This is a genomic window from Paenibacillus sp. FSL H7-0331 (genome assembly GCF_001956045.1).
The window spans coordinates 127,804-145,431 of sequence record NZ_MRTH01000003.1; the positions used below are offsets into that span (position 1 = coordinate 127,804).

A 17,628-nucleotide genomic window follows, 5' to 3' on the forward strand; every position below is an offset into this window, starting at 1 on the left:
AACAAACAAAGGAGCTGCGCATCATGAATCAATTATTAAGCTCCAAACCCATTCCACTCAGCCATTTGCGTATTCAGGATAACTTCTGGTCCGAGTATGTCCGGCTCGTTCGGCATGTTGTCGTACCTTACCAATGGGAAGCGCTGAATGATCGGGTAGAAGGAGCGGAACCAAGCCATGCTATACAAAATTTTAAAATCGCGGCCGGTCTGAAGCAGGGAGAATTTTATGGCATGGTGTTTCAGGATAGCGATGTGGCCAAATGGCTTGAGGCAGTCAGCTATTTGCTGGAAACCGGTCCAGACCCCGAATTGGAGGCTGTGGCCGACGGGGTGATTCAGATTATTGCCAAAGCACAGCAGGCGGATGGATATTTGAACACCTACTTTACATTAAAAGAGCCAGGTAACAAGTGGACTAATTTAGCGGAATGCCATGAATTGTACTGCGCTGGCCATATGATCGAAGCCGCTGTTGCCTACTATCAGGCGACCGGTAAAAAGTTGATCCTGGATGTGGCCTGTCGCTTGGCGGATTGTATCGATTCGGTCTTTGGCACCGAGGAGGGCAAGCAAAAAGGCTATGACGGTCATCAGGAGATCGAGCTTGCGCTCGTCAAGCTGTACCATACGACATCACAAAAGAAATATTTGCGCTTAAGTCAGTTTTTTCTCGACGAACGGGGGCGGGAGCCGGATTTTTATGAAATGGAATTTGCGCGCCGTGGACACAAGGTCCATTTTCCAGCTTTGGATATGGTGCATGATAAGGCATACAGCCAAGCTCATTTACCAGTGCGACAGCAAAAGTCTGCCGAGGGTCATGCCGTGCGTGTCGTTTATATGTGCTCGGGTATGGTGGATGTAGCACTTGAAACAGGAGACCAGGAGCTGCTTGAAGCCTGCAAAAGCTTATGGCGTAATATAGTGACTAAACGCATGTATATTACCGGAGGGATCGGGTCGTCAGCCTATGGGGAAGCCTTCACGATGGATTATGATCTGCCCGGCGATACTGCTTATGCCGAGACCTGTGCGTCGATTGGACTGATCTTTTTTGCACAAAGAATGCTTCAATTTGAACCGGACAGCGAATATGCCGATGTGATGGAGCAAGCACTTTACAACACAGTAATCAGCGGGATGTCCAGAGACGGCCGACGTTTCTTTTATGTGAATCCGCTGGAGGTTTGGCCGGATGCCTGCGATAAGAATGCCAATGTTCACCATGTCAAGTCGGAGCGTCAAGGCTGGTTCGGTTGCGCCTGCTGCCCACCCAATATTGCCAGATTGCTTGCTTCGCTTGGCCGTTATATGTATTCACTTCAGGATAGAATCATTTACTCGCATTTGTATATAGGAAGTGATGTGTCCATGAGCTGGGAAGGAGGGGATGAGGTTAGATTAGTACAGGACTCACGTTTTCCATGGGAGGGTGCTGTACGTTTTGAGATCACAACAAGAAAGGAGACCGAGTTTACATTAGCGCTGCGGATTCCCAAGTGGTGCAGAGCAGAGGCAGGTCTTATGTTGAGCATCAACGGAGAAGAGGCTGCTTATGAGGGTCTGATGATTAAGGGATATGTACATATTCATCGGAGGTGGCAGTCGGGAGATGTGGTTGAGTTGCTGCTTCCTATGCAGATAAGCCGGGTACGCGGACATCCGCTAGTCCGTGAGACAATTGGAAAGGTAGCGCTTCAGCGAGGACCTATCGTCTACTGTCTGGAAGAAGTGGATAACGGAGCGAATCTACATCAAATCATTTTGGATAAACAAGCGGTGGAGGAGGTTCAGTTTGAATCGGAGCTTCTGGGTGGAGTTCCTGTCATTACGGTTCCGGCTCAAAGGGTTCAAGCCACCGACTGGGAAGGACAGCTGTATCAAGCCGATTCGGAAGTTCAAACCATGCCTGTAACGGCGCGGTTCATTCCTTACTTTGCTTGGGCTAACCGGGGACGCAATGAAATGTCAGTTTGGGTTAAAGAAGAATCGTAACAGCCTTTTAAGGAAAATGGAGGTAAGCGAATGTTCGGAAAATCAAAGCAAGGCCTGATCATTACGGCATTTATCGGTTTGGCAGCCTTAGGACTTACACTTTTCACGTCGGAGACAGCACGGGCATTTCCGTTGTCCAACAGCAATTTCAATATTCAGACAGGAAGCAATGGTGAAATATCCTCACTTCAGTTAACGGGAGATGCATTTCCTACCAACTATGTGATGAATGCCGTCAATGCGCCTAATCAAAATACAGCCGACCATGCGTGGCTCGGAGAGCTGATGTTCACCTACAAGCTGGGCAGCGGGGCTTGGACGAAAGCTTCCACTAATAAATCAGCGGATGTCAGAACACAGTCGCAAAACGGAAATGCTGTAACCGTTACGTACCAGAACTCCACTAACGCTGAGGGCATCAAAAACTTCAAGGTGGAGGAAACGTACTCGCTGGTCAGTGATTACCTATACTGGCAAATCAATGTAACGAACACCAGCACGCAAAATATTGAAATTGGCGATTTGGGCTTGCCGCTGCCGTTCAATCAATTCTGGTCAGGAGGCGATGAAATCTATGAAACCCGAGTTGTACCGCATTCCTTCATTGGCAATAACAGCTCATACATTACAGCGTCCAGGCCAAGTGGTATCGGTGCCTCCCTGCTGATGACGCCGGATGCAGCGACAGGTGCGGGATTTGAATATCAGGATCATTGGAGAGTCGAAGAGCATCCGGGCAGCACATGGGCACAGGATCAAGGTGGTTGGGCCAACGGGTTGAACGTATACTACATTCACTCCAATGTGATCAAGAGCACGAACAGAGGGTATTTGCCAAACACAAGCCTCATCCTTACACCTAATCAAAGTAAAACCTATGCGTTTAAATTTTTCAAAGTAGCGGATCAAAGTGCCGTACAGGATAAATTGTACAGTGAGGGCTTGGTGGATGTAACAGCGATACCAGGGATGATGTTCTCTACGGATATGACCGCCAAGGTTGATCTGCATACATCCAAAACGATTACTTCGGTTACAGCGCAGTATCCTTCCGAAACGACGATTACGTACTTGAATACCGTCGGCACCGATCATAAAATTTATCAGTTAAATCTGAACCATCTCGGACCCAATAATATTACGGTCAACTATGGATCAGGTGAAAAAACCGTCCTGCAGTTTTATGCCATAGAGCCAATTGCTAATGCGCTCCAAAGGCATGCGACCTTTATGGTGGAGAAGACACAATGGAATGACCCAACCAAAATTTATAACAAAGTATTTGATGATTGGATGATGAACACGAAGGCAAAGAGAGGCTCATTCTCCGGTTATTGGGGATGGGGAGATGATTGGGGCTTGACGCATGGTCAGTTTTTGGCTGAAAAGAATGTCATCACTCCGGTTGCCAGCGAAATAACGGCCGTGGATGAATATCTGGAGACGGCAATCTGGAATCAACTGATGGCAAACAATCATACCGACTATAAAATATATGATTTCCTGATGCCTGCACCAAACACGACACCAAATGGTCGGGGTTATGCTTATCCGCATATTTACAATACGTACTTCAGTATGTATAAAATAGCGAAGCTGTACCCTTCCATCATTACGTACAAAAATCCAAAAAATACGTATTTGCTTCGTGCGTACAACATTTTCAAGGCTTTGTATGGTGCAGGGGTTTCCTACAACTACAATACGGGGTTGATGGGCGAGTTGACCACACCGGACATTATTAAAGCCCTGCAGGATGAAGGTTTGACGACCGAGGCCAATGATATCATCGCCAAGATGGCGACCAAGTATAACAACTTCAAAAACACGACCTATCCATACGGTTCCGAATACAATTATGACAATACCGGCGAAGAAGCAGTTTATACGCTGGCGAAGATGAACAACAATACGAGCATCATGGGCAAAATCAATACAAAAACCAGAGCCGTACGCGGATCCCAGCCTGTTTGGTATTATTATGCCGACCCGGTAACAATTTGTGGGGAAAACTGGTGGAATTTCCAGTATACTGTTTCTTTAGCGGGATATGCGATGGATGACTGGCTGAGAAATCATTCAACTACACCTGAAAAAGACGAGCGGATGTCCTATGCGGCCAAAATTGCCAATGTAGGCAGTATTAACTCGGGACAGATCAGCTCAGACCCGGCGAATATTGGAACCGTATCCTGGACGTACCAAGCGGAAAAAGGCAACCTGGGCGGACAGGGAGTAGGCAACGGCACGCTGCAGAACGGCTGGAGAGATATGGCTGGTGAAGCTGATTTGGGCTTGTTCGGTGCCTTGAAAATTCTGAGCGCCGACATAGCTGTAGATCCGATATTCGGTTTGTTCGGATATGGCAGCGATGTTACTCAAAGCGGCTCCAATTATGTGATTACGCCAAAGGATGGCTTGTTCCAGAAGCTGAATCTGATCACGCAAAAGCTCTCAATGGAAATGGAAAGGGATCAGTATACGTCCGCTACAGTGGCAATTGCAAAAAACAATGTGAACCTTTCGCTGAAAAATGTGACTCCTGGTACGGCGCATACGACCAAGATTACGTTCACAGGGCTGGCAGCAGGCTCCTATAACATCCTGATCAATAATACAGCGGCTGGAACCGTTAATGCAGTAAATGGAGCCAAAACCGTTGTCAGCCTCGCAATCGGAACAGCTGCAACCTATGATGTCAAATTGCAGCTGGGAGCAGCAGCTCCGAATACCGCACCCGTTGTGAACGCTGGCACTAACAGCACTTTCACACTGCCTGCGAATGTAGTTTTAGCAGGTACGGTGAGTGACGACGGACTTCCAGGCGGAGCAGTTGCGACAGTTTGGAGCTTACAGAGCGGACCGGGAACGGCTGTCTTTGCCAATGCTGCAGCATTGAATACGACGGCAGTGGTATCAGCGGCAGGAACTTATGTATTTAAACTGACCGCCAATGATGGTGCTTTATCGTCGACAAGTACAGTTACGATGACCGTTAATCCTGTCGGCACCGTAAGCAACATAGCTCCTCAGGGTACGGCTACAACCTCGTTCGTTTCATCCTGGGAAAGCATAACAGGATTGAACGATGGTTACAGTCCAACGAGCTCCAATGATCGAGGGCATCCGGTGTATGGAAACTGGGATAACCCTGGAGCGGTGGAATGGGTTCAGTATGACTTTAGCCGCAGCTACACCATTTCGAGCACGAATGTGTATTGGTTTGATGATGATCAGGGTATCGACCTGCCGGCATCGTATTCGATTCAATACTGGAATGGTACAGCTTGGGTGAATGTGACAAGTCCTTTAGGTCTTGGAGTTGTAGGCAATCAATTCAATACGACAACCTTTACACCTGTCTCTACCACAAAAATCCGTCTTAACATTACAGCCAAGACGGGACTTTCTACAGGAATCGAGCAGTGGAAGGTAAACGGCTATTAAATGACGAACACCGATATTATTTGGAGGGATTTATATGGGAACGATTGGGCAGCTTTTGAAAATGGGAACCATTTCGGCATTTGCATTAGCTTTGGCAGCGGGATGCACCTCGGCAGGTACGCCGGCAGCAGGAACAACGACGACGGATGCCAAGCAAGCAGGCAGTGAGCAGGTCACGATCAAGTACATCGATTGGGGCGAAAAGGAAGAGCATGCGGCCAATGCCATTGGGATAGCGAATTTTGAAAAGGCGCACCCGAATATCAAAGTGGATTATCAAAGTATTCCCTATGATCAATACAACACGAAGCTGAGTGCCATGGCTGCATCCAAAACACTACCCGATTTGGCGAATCTGCTGGAAGCACAAGCTTTAAAATGGGCTGAATCCGGCGTCCTTCTCGATCTATCGCCCTATTACAAGGACGGCTCAGTGAAGCCGAAGCTGGAAAGCAATAAATTTACGACACCTGACGGCAAGGTCGTAGGTTATAGTGTGGCGAACGAAGTCGTTCTGCTGCATTACAATAAGGATTTATTCGATGAAGCCAAGGTGCCTTACCCGCCAGCCGAAACGGAAAAAGCATGGACATGGGATCAAATGGTAGATGCCGCCAAAAAGCTGACGAAGGATAAAAACGGCAAACACCCGGGAGAGAGCGGATTTGACCCGAAAAACATTGTGCAATACGGGATACAAATGAGTACTGGCGCAGATTTTTTCTGGACCCCGTTTGCAATCAGCAATGGCGGCGGAGAGGTCAGCCAGGATGGCAAGCAGCTGCTGCTGGACAAACCGGAAACGATAGAAGCCATTCAAAAAGTCGCAGATTTGGCACTGGTCGAGTATGTCTCTCCAAATCCCGCGCAAGCTAAATCACTGCCCGGTGATGTAGGGACAAAGCTATTCACCAAGAAGGTAGCGATGGTCGAGTCCGGTCAGTGGGAGCTATCCAATATTGGACCCCAGGTTAGTAAAGGCTTGAGGAACGGTATAGGTGTACTTCCGATCTTCAAGAAGCCGGCAACGACCAATACAGGAACACCGCTTGTTATTTTTAACTCATCCAAGCATGTCAAAGAAACCGTAGAGCTCTATAAATTTTTGATGGACCCAAACAATAACTTGGCTTTGATTGATAATGGAACCTGGATGCCTGCCGAAACGCAGTGGTATACCGATCCTGAATTGATCAAAAGATGGACGCAAAACCCTGTACATCCTCCTGAGTACAAAACTGCTGTTATTGATTATGCACTGAAAGCCACTTACCCGACCCCATGGTTTTTTCTTCCAACATATGGTAGAATTTCGGATGTGCTGAACCCTGGACTGGATCCGGTATGGTTAGGAACGAAGACAGCCAAGGAAGCTATTCTTAATGATATTATGCCTAAGGTCAAACCGATATTTGAGAGCGGCAAAGCGAATTAATTATACTTTGCTGCCACTGAATCGCAAGTGTGCTGAGACCTCTGTGCCTGCGAGTCTCAGCATGCTTCGGTTTGGAACATTCATTTCCAACAACTTTGAGGAGGATCTCCATGTCTGTGTCAAAGCCAGCTGCAATCCAGACCGCGGCAAGCAAGACTTTTACTGCAAAGCCAGCCAGCTACAAAAGTTTTTACAGGCAGCGGGTATGGGTGGGCTACATTTGTATACTCCCTGCCATACTTGGGATTTTCCTGTTTACCATAGGTCCGATGCTGTACAGTTTATATTTGAGCTTTACGGATTGGAACATATTAACCGATGCCAAGTGGATCGGGCTGGCCAATTATACGAACATCTTTACACAGGATTTGTTTTTCTATAACTCCCTGAAAGCTACAGCTATCTATTCCGTAGGCGCTGTCGCGGCTTCGATGATCTATGCGTTTATTATTGCGTTGTTTTTGAATCAGAATATTAAGGGTAGATCTTTGTTTCGGGCCATCTTCTTTATACCCTCGATCATTCCTGTTCTGGCGAGCAGTATACTTTGGACGTGGCTGTATGATGTGGATTTTGGTGTGATCAATCATATTCTGGGCTGGTTTGGAATCGAGAAGCAGTTGTGGATAGGCAGCCCGCAAACCTCGGTAATGTCGTTGATTATTCTTGCAGTGTGGGGCTCAGGTAATGTGATTGTTATATTTCTCGCAGGCCTGCAGGATGTTCCCCAGCATCTGCATGAGGCAGTTGAAATAGACGGTGGGAATTGGTGGCACAAGCTAAGAGCAGTTACGATTCCACTGATGACGCCAATTATTTTTTATAATGTGATTCTGGGTTTGGTTAACTCCTTCACGACATTTACCCAAGCTTATACGATGACCAAGGGCGGGCCTGAGGATTCGACGCTGTTCTACGCATTTTTTATACACCGCGAAGCCTTTGAGCATCAGAGTATGGGGTATGCGTGTGCGCTGGCTTGGATTCTGTTTGTAATCATTTCACTACTAACCTATCTGCTGTTTAAATCATCTTCAGGCTGGGTTCATTACGAAGGAGGCAAATCCTGATGAACTCTCGAACATTAGGCGCTATTTGCACGTATGTATTTCTCATATTGATGTCCGTTTTAGTGTTTTTGCCGATCTATTGGCTGCTTCGCAGTTCTCTTATGGATACCATGGAAATTTATGCATTTCCACCGATCTGGTTCCCGCACGTTTTTAGATTTGAAAACTATACGGAGGCCATGACCCGAGTTCCGTTCCTGCTTTATTTTAAAAATACACTGATTATTATCATCCCCGTCCTGATAGGTGTGACCTTAACCAGCGGTTTAGCTGCCTTTGCCTTCGCGAGACTGGAATTCCCGTTAAAAAACCTTTGGTTTACCATTGTCATCATGACCATCCTGCTGCCAAGCATCGTAACGCTGATCCCCACTTACATCGGTTGGTCCCGAATAGGCCTCGTTAATACATTTTGGCCATTGATTATTCCTGCTTTTTTTGGTGGGGGAGCCTTTAATATATTTTTGCTCAGACAGTTTCTGCTTACGATCCCGAAGGAACTGGATGAATCGGCGGTTATTGACGGTGCTAATTATTTTGTTGTTTATTTAAAAATCATTCTTCCATTGATCAAGCCTGCGATGGTGGTTGTGCTGCTGTTTACATTTGTTGGCGTCTGGAATGATTTCCTCGGTCAATTGGTTTACCTTGGTGATCAGCAAATGTTTACGGTCGCTCTCGGCCTGTTTCAATTCAGAGGCAATTTAACTACGGCATGGAGTCTGCTGATGGCTGCGGCCGCGGTACTGATAGCACCTGCTGTTGTGGTATTCCTGATCGGGCAAAGATACTTTATCGAAGGACTGACGATGACGGGAATCAAAGGATAAGGTTATACCTTCACAATCGTATGCATGCCATATAATCCAGCTTTCCTGTTTAAGGGATTGCTGGATTATTGTTTAATTTACAGCTGCAAGCAATCACAAACCGATGACTGCTGTTAATCATTGTGGGGATCCGAGCTTCCTTCTGTCAGCTCTGCTGCTTCATCACCGGAAGGTCGGGTTATTTTAATAACAATGTCCACACGTGTCCAGCGTCCCCACTCGGAAGTAATCACCATACCGCTGGATGGTTCATTTTGTGAATATAATCGGATACGCTCATGAACATTGTAAAGTCCGAAGCTCTGGATGGTGGCTGGTTCCGCAGATGGTTCAAGCAGCGTTTCAAGATGCTCTGGCGGGATGCCTACACCATCATCCAGCACCGTAATTGCCAGCAGCGAATTTTTTATGGAGGCCGTAATTGTGATCGTACCATGCTTGGGACGCTTCTGATTGATACCATGGAGAACGGCATTTTCAACCAATGGTTGAATAATCATTTTGGGTAGGTCGCAATAACGTGCAGCGTCTTCAATAAGGTAGACCATCTGGATTCCATCATCATTGCGTTTGTTTTGAATATGCATGTACGACCGTATCAGCTGCAGCTCTTCTTCAAGCGTTACGATATAACGGCCCTTGCTGAGGCTTTGCCTGAAATAAGCAGATAAGGATTCGATCATATCACTGATATCATCAGCTTTCCTTCTGACAGCCATCCAGTGAATACTATCGAGCGTATTATAAAGAAAATGCGGGTTGATTTGGGATTGCAGCACTTTGAGCTGCGAGTCCCGCTCCAATAGCTTGGCCTGATACGATTCAGCGGTGAGGTCATGAACGGTTTGCACCATACGAGCTACACCCTGCTCGAGCTTTCTGAGGTCGCCGCTATTCTGAGAATCCAGCCGGTCGATGCCTTCCGTCTTCAGAACCAGGATCAGCTCCCGGAGCCTGCGGTTTAACCTTTCAGCTGCATAGGCAAAGGCGAGTACCAGAATAAATATGAAAACGATAGAGAAAGCTGCGAGAATAATGACAGCCGAAATTTTGGTCAAGGCAATACTTTCTCCGGAAACCTCAACCGATGGGAGCTTGGCTACGATAGTCCAATCGGAGAGAGGAATATGACGATACAATATCGTGAGGTCCGAAGAATCGCCAGTTTGGAAATAACCGGCCCCCTGCTCCCATATGGTGTTCATTTGCTCTGCTGACAGCTCGGAATGACTCCCGATTCTGGATTCGTCAAGGAAGGAAACAATAGTTCCCTCCTTATCGATGATAAATACTTCCTGTGAGGGAGCAAGCTCAATGCGATCAAGAATTTGTCTTAATAATTGCTCCTTCACATCAACGACCAATGCACCAATTATCCGGTCGTAATTCTTCGGATCATGTAAGATGCGCGCTGCAGAAGCGACATGAACGGGTTCGCTTCCAATATAGGACTGCAGATGGGTGCTTCCCCAATAAATCGCGCCATTCCTCGAACGAGCCTTATCCAGCCAGCTAGAGTCCTGAATATCCTTAAGCGAAAAGAAATGTATGTCTTCATTCGCATAGATCAGCTCAGGCTTGACGAATATCCGGATCTGCCGAATATCGCGGTTTCTTTCACCGCTGCCCACCAGCTTTTCCAATACTTGAAAGTCATCGTATTGCAGGTAGGACGGCTTGTCGAGACTGGACAAAAAGCCAAACACATCCGGATTGGCTATGAATCCATCAGAGATGTTTTCGATGAGATCAAGTCGTCCTGAAATGTTATATTCAGCTTGCTTGAGTGTCTGGAGCATGGAGGTGCTCATGTCACGTTCGAGAATGGCAGATGTTTTACGGTAGTAGCCATACATAAGCAAGCAGCTGGGCAGCAGGATGAGAACCAAATAAATCAGCAGGGATTTCTTGATAATGCTGGATTTGGAAATGCCGGACAGAAGGAAGGCCAGACGGGTTCTCATAAGGGTATCTCCCGGAATTCACTGGGAGTGAGGCCTGTATGCTTCTTGAAAAGCTTACTGAAATAGCTGGGGTCCTTATAGCCGACCGCATAACAAATATCGTAGGTCTTATGCTGAGGATCGGCCAGCATTCGCTTGGCCTCCCGCAAACGCACTTCAATAACGTAATCGTTGATCGTCATACCCGTTTCCTGCTTGAACAACAAGCAGATGTACGTCGTTGTCAGATAAACCGTAGCGGCGATTTCAGCTATGGTCAGATCCTTGGCGTAATGCTCCTCAATATAGCCTTTAATCAATGTGACCACATTACGTGTCTTATGCTCCCGCTTGTCGGCAATCGCATCATAGGTCAAGCGGACATGCTCCAGCAGCGCAGACATAAGCTCGGAAACGGTTTCAAATCCGGCCAGCTTGTTCATCAGACGCTGTTCACTCTCCTGGATTGCGGTGACGGAAGCTTCCAGCTCAAGCAGCAGCTCGGAGCATGCAATAATCATATACATACTAATAATGCGTCCGTACTGAACCGGTGCGGTTCCTTTGCCTTTTCCAAAGACCTCATTCAGGAAGCTTGTAACGGTTATCCAGTTGGGTGCTTTGAGTACGGTTATGCAGGAGCGTACATCCAACTGCAGGGTATGATGGTGTGGTCCGGGGACGCTGGCCAGACTGTCCATTGTAATGATTTGATTTTTCCCGAGGAACCATCGATGCTCTGCTGCATCTGCGGCAATTCGATAGGATTCGGGGAGTGAGCTCCAATCCCGGACCGTGCAGCCGACGCCAATCGTTACATTCCGCTTGAGCAGGCGATTGATTTGGTTTCTGCATTCCTGAAGGGTCGTAAATAGCTGCTCTTCATCGTCATCGGTATGGAAGTGAACAATTCCGGCATATTCACCAGGCTTGGTCTCAAAGGTATGACCGCAGTAGTCCTGCTTCACAATATCCTCGCTAATATTCAGCAGTGCAAACGAAAGCAGTTGCTTTTCCCGCTCTGACATCTCGCTCAGAGCGGTTGAATAATCATCGATACGGATGACAAAAACACCCAATCGCGCCGCTTTTACAGGTAGATCAATATTAAGCAACTGAAATTTCTCCTGAAGGGTTTCGGTTGAGTGAGTTCCATCCACCACCAGTGTAGTTAAATATCTTTCGCGCAATAAAGGAATGCTTTGATTGAGCTTGATCTGTTGAGCCAGCCAGCTCTGCCTGGTCTGATCCTCTTCCTGCAGAAGACGGACCACACGCGTAAGCACCTCATGAAGCTCCTGAAGCCGAATAGGCTTCAGTATATAATCTACGGCTTCCAATTTAATGGCCGATTTTAAGTAATCGACATCCCCAAAGCCGCTGATCATGACAACCTTGACGGCTGGATGCATGTCCCTCAGCTTCTGCGCCAAAGCAATTCCGTCCATATGGGGCATTCTGACATCCGTCAGCACGATATGGATGGAGCTTGACGCTACCAAGGAAAGCGCGATTTCTCCATCCTCCGCCTCGCCGGCAAGCTCCAGACCGAGTGGTGCCCAATCCACACAATCCCGCAGACCGGAACGCACAGATGCTTCATCATCCACAATGAGTACACGATACATACCAAATTCCTCCTTGGATCCAACTTCACGAATGTGTATAAAGCAACACCAGAAATCGTAATCCGCTCCTCTGTATTCAATAACAGGATCCCTATACAATACATACAGAAGCTTCTTCTACCCAAATCTATTGTAAGAGTAAAGAGAATGCGGTGTAAACCCTTTTTCGGAAAGGAATGATGTTGGATGAGTAAAACGACCGCGTTACCCGGAAAGCCTTCAGTCGGGGAGAAGACTCGCAAGACAGGAGCAAGCCAATCAGGCTTCTGGGGCTATGCTCGAAAAAATATCGATTTATATCTCATGTCCATTCCCGGCATATTGTTCCTGGTGGTATACAAGTTTATTCCGCTATATGGACTTACGCTGGCCTTCAAGGATTTTAATCTATTTATCGGAGACAACATTGTGGATTCTGTGATGAAAAGTCCCTGGGTGGGTTTAAAGCACTTTGAGCGGATTTTTCATGAGCCGGTTTTCCTGCAAGTCATTGCCAACACGCTGATGATCAGCTTGTACAAGCTGCTGTTCTTGTTCCCGGTTCCGATCCTTATTGCCCTGCTGCTCAATGAGCTGCGTCTGCAGTGGATGAAGCGTTGGATACAGACGATCGTGTATATGCCGCATTTCCTGTCATGGGTCATTATTTTCGGATTATTTTATTCGATGATGGGCTCGTATGGGATGGTAAATCAGCTCTTGGGGGCACTTGGCTTTGAGAGTATTAGCTTCTTCTCGGATGCCAGTTGGTTTCGAACGCTGCTCGTCTTTACGGATGGCTGGAAGGACACAGGCTGGAACACGATTCTGTTTCTTGCAGCGATGACGTCGATTGATCCGCAGCTGTATGAAGCGGCCATCGTGGATGGAGCCGGACGATTCAAAAGAATGTGGCATATTACTGTGCCCAGTATCGGACCGGTCATCTTGTTGGTGTTTGTACTTCGATTGGGGCAAGTGCTCAATGCCGGTTTCGAGCAGGTGCTTGTGATGTACAATCCCGCCGTATACGATGTTGCGGATATTATCCAGACGTACGTGTATCGAATTGGACTTGGAAAGCTCGATTTCAGCATGTCTACGGCGCTTGGACTGTTTGAGTCGGTGGTTGCCTTCATTCTGATTATGTCCAGCAATGCGATCAGTCGTCGTTATCTGGGAAGAAGTATATGGTAGGAGGGGTTAAAGCATGAAGAGTAGAAGCATGGGAAGTCGCTGGTTCGATGCACTGAATGTTGCTTTTCTTGCCATGGTCGGAATCGTATGTATACTGCCTTTCCTCCATGTGCTTGCCAAGTCGTTAAGTGATCAAGCCTCAGTGATGGCCAATAAGGTTTCCTTTTATCCGATTGGCATGAACCTGAGTGCATTTGAATTTGTCATTACCAAATCGCGTTACATGGAAGCTTTGGAGGTGACGCTGTTCGTCACCATCGTAGGTACGATTCTGAGCATGGCCATTACGATCATGGCCGCCTATCCGCTGTCCAAGCCGGAGTTTCGGGGACGTAAGCTTATTGTACTCCTGTATGTGTTCAGTATGCTGTTCTATGGTGGGATTATTCCGGGTTATATCCTTATGAAGGGTCTGGGTCTGTTGGATACGGTTTGGGCGATGATTATTCCATTGCTGGTCGTCCCATTCAATCTGTTTGTTTGCAAAACCTTCTTTGAAGGCCTGCCGGAAAGTATAGAGGAATCGGCCAAGATGGATGGCGCCTCCAATCTTCGGATACTGGTTTCGATCCTTCTGCCTATTTCCCTGCCTGTTGTGGCAACACTGGGTATCTTTTATGCGGTGGGCTACTGGAACAATTATTTTCACCCTTTGATTTATATTAATGCTGTGGATTTAAAGCCGCTTCAAATCTATTTATATGATACGATTTCCAACACGGAGGATGTGTTGACCCAGCAGCCTGAGGATGTCCGGTTACGTTTGTCTTCTGAAGGACTCAGGGCGGCTACCGTGATTGCGACGATTCTTCCTATATTGCTGGTGTATCCGTTTCTGCAAAAATATTTTGTGCATGGTTTAACGGTTGGTTCAGTCAAGGGGTAACAAATCCAGCTTCAGTAATTATAGATGATAATTTTTGAGGCAATGCCTTAAAATAGATTACAAGATGATAAGGGAGGCTACACGGCATGAATGGAACTAAACGAACGATGAGCACGTTGATGTCGACTGTTTTAACGTTATCCTTACTTGCAGGCTGTTCAGCAGGAGGAAATCCGGAAACCAAGGGGGCGGATCTCAAGCCCGGAGCAAGCAGCGCCTCAACAGATGCCAACAAACCCAAACCGGCGCTTAAGGTGCTGGGATTCAATGTGGCCTTTGATCCGAACACCGATCCCGTGGCCAAGGATGTGGAAGAACGAACGGGGTACAAAGTGAATTATTCCGTGCTGCCCAAAGATAAACCTGAGGAGAAGCTGAATATTGAAATCGCTTCAGGTACGGAATATGACATTCTGGATTTGACGCCTTCCCAGTTCTATACGTTGGTCGCTCAGGGGGCCTTGCAGCCTATCGACGAGCTTGTCAACAAGAACGGCACGAATATGAAGCAGGCGATCTCGGCGTCCTCCTGGGAGCTTGGCAAATACAACGGGAAGCTGTACGGAGTGCCGCAAAAAAATGAAAGGGCCAATATTGAAAAAACGATGATTCTTCGGCAGGACATCCTGACTGAGCTTGGTCTTAAGATCCCTGAGACACTCGATGAATTATATCAGACGCTCAAGACAGTCAAAGAGAAAAAGCCGGACATGATTCCATTAACCGGCAACAATATGGACGTATTTATGATCTATAGCGGATTCAATCTATATACAGACTGGTCTGAAGTGAATGGACAGCTTCTTCCAAGAATTAAACAGCCTGCCATGAAGGACTATATGGCTTTTATGCGTAAGCTGTACACCGAGGGATTGCTGGATAAGGATTGGGCTGTGAACAAGACGGCGCAGGCACAGGAGAAATTCGTCAGCGGGAAATCATTTATGATCTCGGGTTCATGGAACGATGCTTCCAACATGAATGCGGCCTTTACGAAAAATGTACCGACCGGGAAGATGGGCTATATGCTTCCTCTCAAGGGTGCTGACGGAAAAGCAGGCGTACAAATGGAAGATAAGCTGCTGTATGTGCATGCCATTCCCAAATCCTCCAAGCATGCCGAGGATGCGATCAAGTTCATGGACGCGAAGCTGCAGATGGATACCTTCACCTTCCTGACACTTGGTGAAAAGGGTACCACCTTCAATGAAGAGAACGGTGTATACAGCCCCATCATGCCTATTTTCACTGAAAAACGGGGAAATGCTTATTGGTTCCTGGATGGAATTCAGGAGGTCAAGTACGCGGATATGTGGTTAGCCAGATTGCGCCGTACTCCAACGCTGTTCGAGGCTTTCAATGCGATTAACAAGGATTTTGACAAGTATGCCAAAAAGAATCCGATTGCTTTCATGCCTCCCATTGAGGTTGTTGGTAAGAACCAGGCAAGCCTGACACAAAAAGAAACCGACTATTTTATTAAGCTTCTGCTGGGCGGAGAATCGATCGAAAATTTTGATAAGTTCATTAAGGATTGGGATAACTCTGGAGGCAACGATGTAGTGAAAGCGGTCAATGAATGGTATAAAACTACCAAGAAGTAAGGCAAGGGTCCAGCTAATCTTATTAAATAGGAGTGGAGATACAATGAATGTTTACAATGAACCGGCTATGCAGGTGCCTGTAGTGGCTGAGCCTGACGTACTTGTTATCGGTGGTGGACCGGCGGGGATCGGTGCTGCGGTTGCGGCGGCCCGTAATGGAGCCAAGGTATTATTGGTGGAACGATATGGATTCGTAGGGGGTAACTTAACCGTTGCCATGGTCAATCCCATGTTTACCTTTCATGACGTGAACGGAAAGCAGGTGATCAGAGGAATTGCCGGAGAGCTTGTGGATCGGTTGGTAGCGAAGACCGTATCGCCAGGACATGTAACGGATTTGACGTTTGACAATGCTTCCATGTCCCCGTTTGACCCGGAGGGGATGAAGCTGGTGCTGTTTGAACTGCTTCAGGAGGCCGGAGTGGAGTTGCTGCTCCATTCTACATTCGCAAATGCATACTCGGACGGAAACGGTAAGGTCACGACGATTATTGTGGAGAATAAATCCGGGCGGCAAGCGATCTGCCCCAAATTAGTCATTGACTGCTCTGCGGATGCAGATGTTGTCGCCAGGGTCGGTGCACCCTTCGTGAAAGGACGTGAATCCGATGGGGCGATGCAGCCGGTTACGCTTTTCTACAGAGTAGCCGGAGTCAACATGTCCAACTTGAAAGCCTGGATGAAGGCAAACCGTCTCCTGCTTAAGGATTCCCCTACAGACGAAGAGATTGATGCACAGAGTGCTCTGGCCTTTCTCGGTATGAAGGAAATTATTAAGGAAGCGATGGAGCGCGGTGAATATCCGAAGGATGCAGCTCCGCGAATTCTGATGTATGAGCTGCCACAAGATGGACAATTTGCTATTAACTGCACGAGGTTGCAGGGTATCGATGGAACGAATGTATTCGATCTGACACGGGCTGAGGTGGAGACACGCTATCAGGCTTGGGCTGTGACCGAGTTTATGAAGCGTACTATTGGAGGCTTTGAGCATGCTTATATTCTTGATACGGGTGTTCAGGTAGGCATACGTGAAACGAGACATATTGTTGGCGATTACGCAATGACAGAACAGGATGTATTGAATAGCCGATCGTTCACGGATGGAATTGCCTGCGGAACGTTTGCTATTGATATTCATCCCCCGGAAGGCGAGCAGCAGGTGTTCACAGGCTCGGGTAAAGCCGTGTATGAGGTTCCTTATCGCTGCTTGCTGCCCCAGGGATTCGATAATTTGCTCGTTGCGGGTCGCTGCATTTCCGCATCGCATACCGCTTTTGGTTCGGTTCGTGTGATGGCTACGGCTATGGGGATAGGACAGGGAGCAGGTACGGCAGCAGCCATGGCTGCTGCGAATAGTCTGACCACACGTCAGGTCGACGTGGAGCTGCTGAGAAGTCTGCTTGTGGAGCAAGGCCAATATTTAATTACAGATGAAGCTGAAGAGCTGGTAGACCCTGGCTTGCGTTTATCGAAAGAGAACGGTTCAGGGGGAACGGCGAGTCATCACAACCCGTTTGCTGATCAAGTGAGTGGCAGCAAATCATAAAGCTTGATCGTGGAGCGAGGGACCGGAAAGTTCCTCGCTAATTAAGAGGGAACAGGAGCTGGA

At 47.4% G+C, this 17,628-nt stretch carries 11 protein-coding genes; 9 read left to right on the plus strand and 2 right to left on the minus strand.

The features are described 5' to 3' along the window. Nucleotides 1-23: 23 nt before the first annotated feature. The 5 genes from BK127_RS05440 to BK127_RS05460 all read left to right on the plus strand — a co-directional run bounded on the left by BK127_RS05440 (nucleotide 24) and on the right by BK127_RS05460 (nucleotide 8,779). On the plus strand, nucleotides 24-1,997 hold the full coding sequence (locus BK127_RS05440) for a glycoside hydrolase family 127 protein (RefSeq protein ID WP_076229000.1): 1,974 nt from the start codon (nucleotides 24-26) through the stop codon (nucleotides 1,995-1,997). Between the two features lie 30 nt (nucleotides 1,998-2,027). Continuing rightward, nucleotides 2,028-5,444, plus strand: coding sequence for a DUF5695 domain-containing protein (locus BK127_RS05445; protein WP_076229001.1), 3,417 nt, complete (start codon nucleotides 2,028-2,030; stop codon nucleotides 5,442-5,444). A 34-nt stretch (nucleotides 5,445-5,478) separates the two neighbouring features. Beyond that, nucleotides 5,479-6,879, plus strand: coding sequence for an ABC transporter substrate-binding protein (locus tag BK127_RS05450; RefSeq protein WP_083689079.1), 1,401 nt, complete (start codon nucleotides 5,479-5,481; stop codon nucleotides 6,877-6,879). A 110-nt stretch (nucleotides 6,880-6,989) separates the two neighbouring features. After that, on the plus strand, nucleotides 6,990-7,949 hold the full coding sequence (locus BK127_RS05455; protein ID WP_083689080.1) for a carbohydrate ABC transporter permease: 960 nt from the start codon (nucleotides 6,990-6,992) through the stop codon (nucleotides 7,947-7,949). Then, nucleotides 7,949-8,779 (plus strand): carbohydrate ABC transporter permease, encoded by an 831-nt coding sequence (locus BK127_RS05460; RefSeq protein ID WP_076229002.1) that lies wholly within the window; start codon nucleotides 7,949-7,951, stop codon nucleotides 8,777-8,779. The genes BK127_RS05455 and BK127_RS05460 overlap by 1 nt, the downstream gene beginning before the upstream one ends. A 113-nt stretch (nucleotides 8,780-8,892) precedes the next feature. Here BK127_RS05460 and BK127_RS05465 read toward each other — a convergent pair whose 3' ends face one another. Beyond that, nucleotides 8,893-10,743 carry a cache domain-containing sensor histidine kinase gene (locus tag BK127_RS05465; RefSeq protein ID WP_076229003.1) on the minus strand — a complete coding sequence of 617 codons (1,851 nt, stop codon included), beginning with the start codon at nucleotides 10,741-10,743 and terminating at the stop codon, nucleotides 8,893-8,895. Further along, nucleotides 10,740-12,350 (minus strand): response regulator, encoded by a 1,611-nt coding sequence (locus BK127_RS05470; RefSeq protein WP_076229004.1) that lies wholly within the window; start codon nucleotides 12,348-12,350, stop codon nucleotides 10,740-10,742. Before BK127_RS05470 ends, BK127_RS05465 begins: the two co-directional genes overlap by 4 nt. A gap of 186 nt (nucleotides 12,351-12,536) precedes the next feature. Between BK127_RS05470 and BK127_RS05475 the strand changes: the two genes are divergently transcribed. The 4 genes from BK127_RS05475 (at nucleotide 12,537) to BK127_RS05490 (ending at nucleotide 17,565) form a co-directional block, all read left to right on the plus strand. After that, a complete protein-coding gene (locus BK127_RS05475) occupies nucleotides 12,537-13,526 on the plus strand; it encodes an ABC transporter permease (RefSeq protein WP_076229005.1) in 990 nt (329 codons plus the stop codon). 13 nt (nucleotides 13,527-13,539) lie between these two features. Then, entirely contained in the window at nucleotides 13,540-14,412 is an 873-nt protein-coding gene (locus BK127_RS05480) for a carbohydrate ABC transporter permease (protein WP_076229006.1), read from the plus strand. A gap of 86 nt (nucleotides 14,413-14,498) precedes the next feature. Further along, nucleotides 14,499-16,016, plus strand: a complete 1,518-nt coding sequence (locus BK127_RS05485; RefSeq protein WP_083689081.1) for an extracellular solute-binding protein — start codon at nucleotides 14,499-14,501, stop codon at nucleotides 16,014-16,016. A 43-nt stretch (nucleotides 16,017-16,059) separates the two neighbouring features. Then, nucleotides 16,060-17,565 carry an FAD-dependent oxidoreductase gene (locus BK127_RS05490; protein WP_179097387.1) on the plus strand — a complete coding sequence of 502 codons (1,506 nt, stop codon included), beginning with the start codon at nucleotides 16,060-16,062 and terminating at the stop codon, nucleotides 17,563-17,565. The last annotated feature ends 63 nt before the right edge of the window (nucleotides 17,566-17,628 follow it).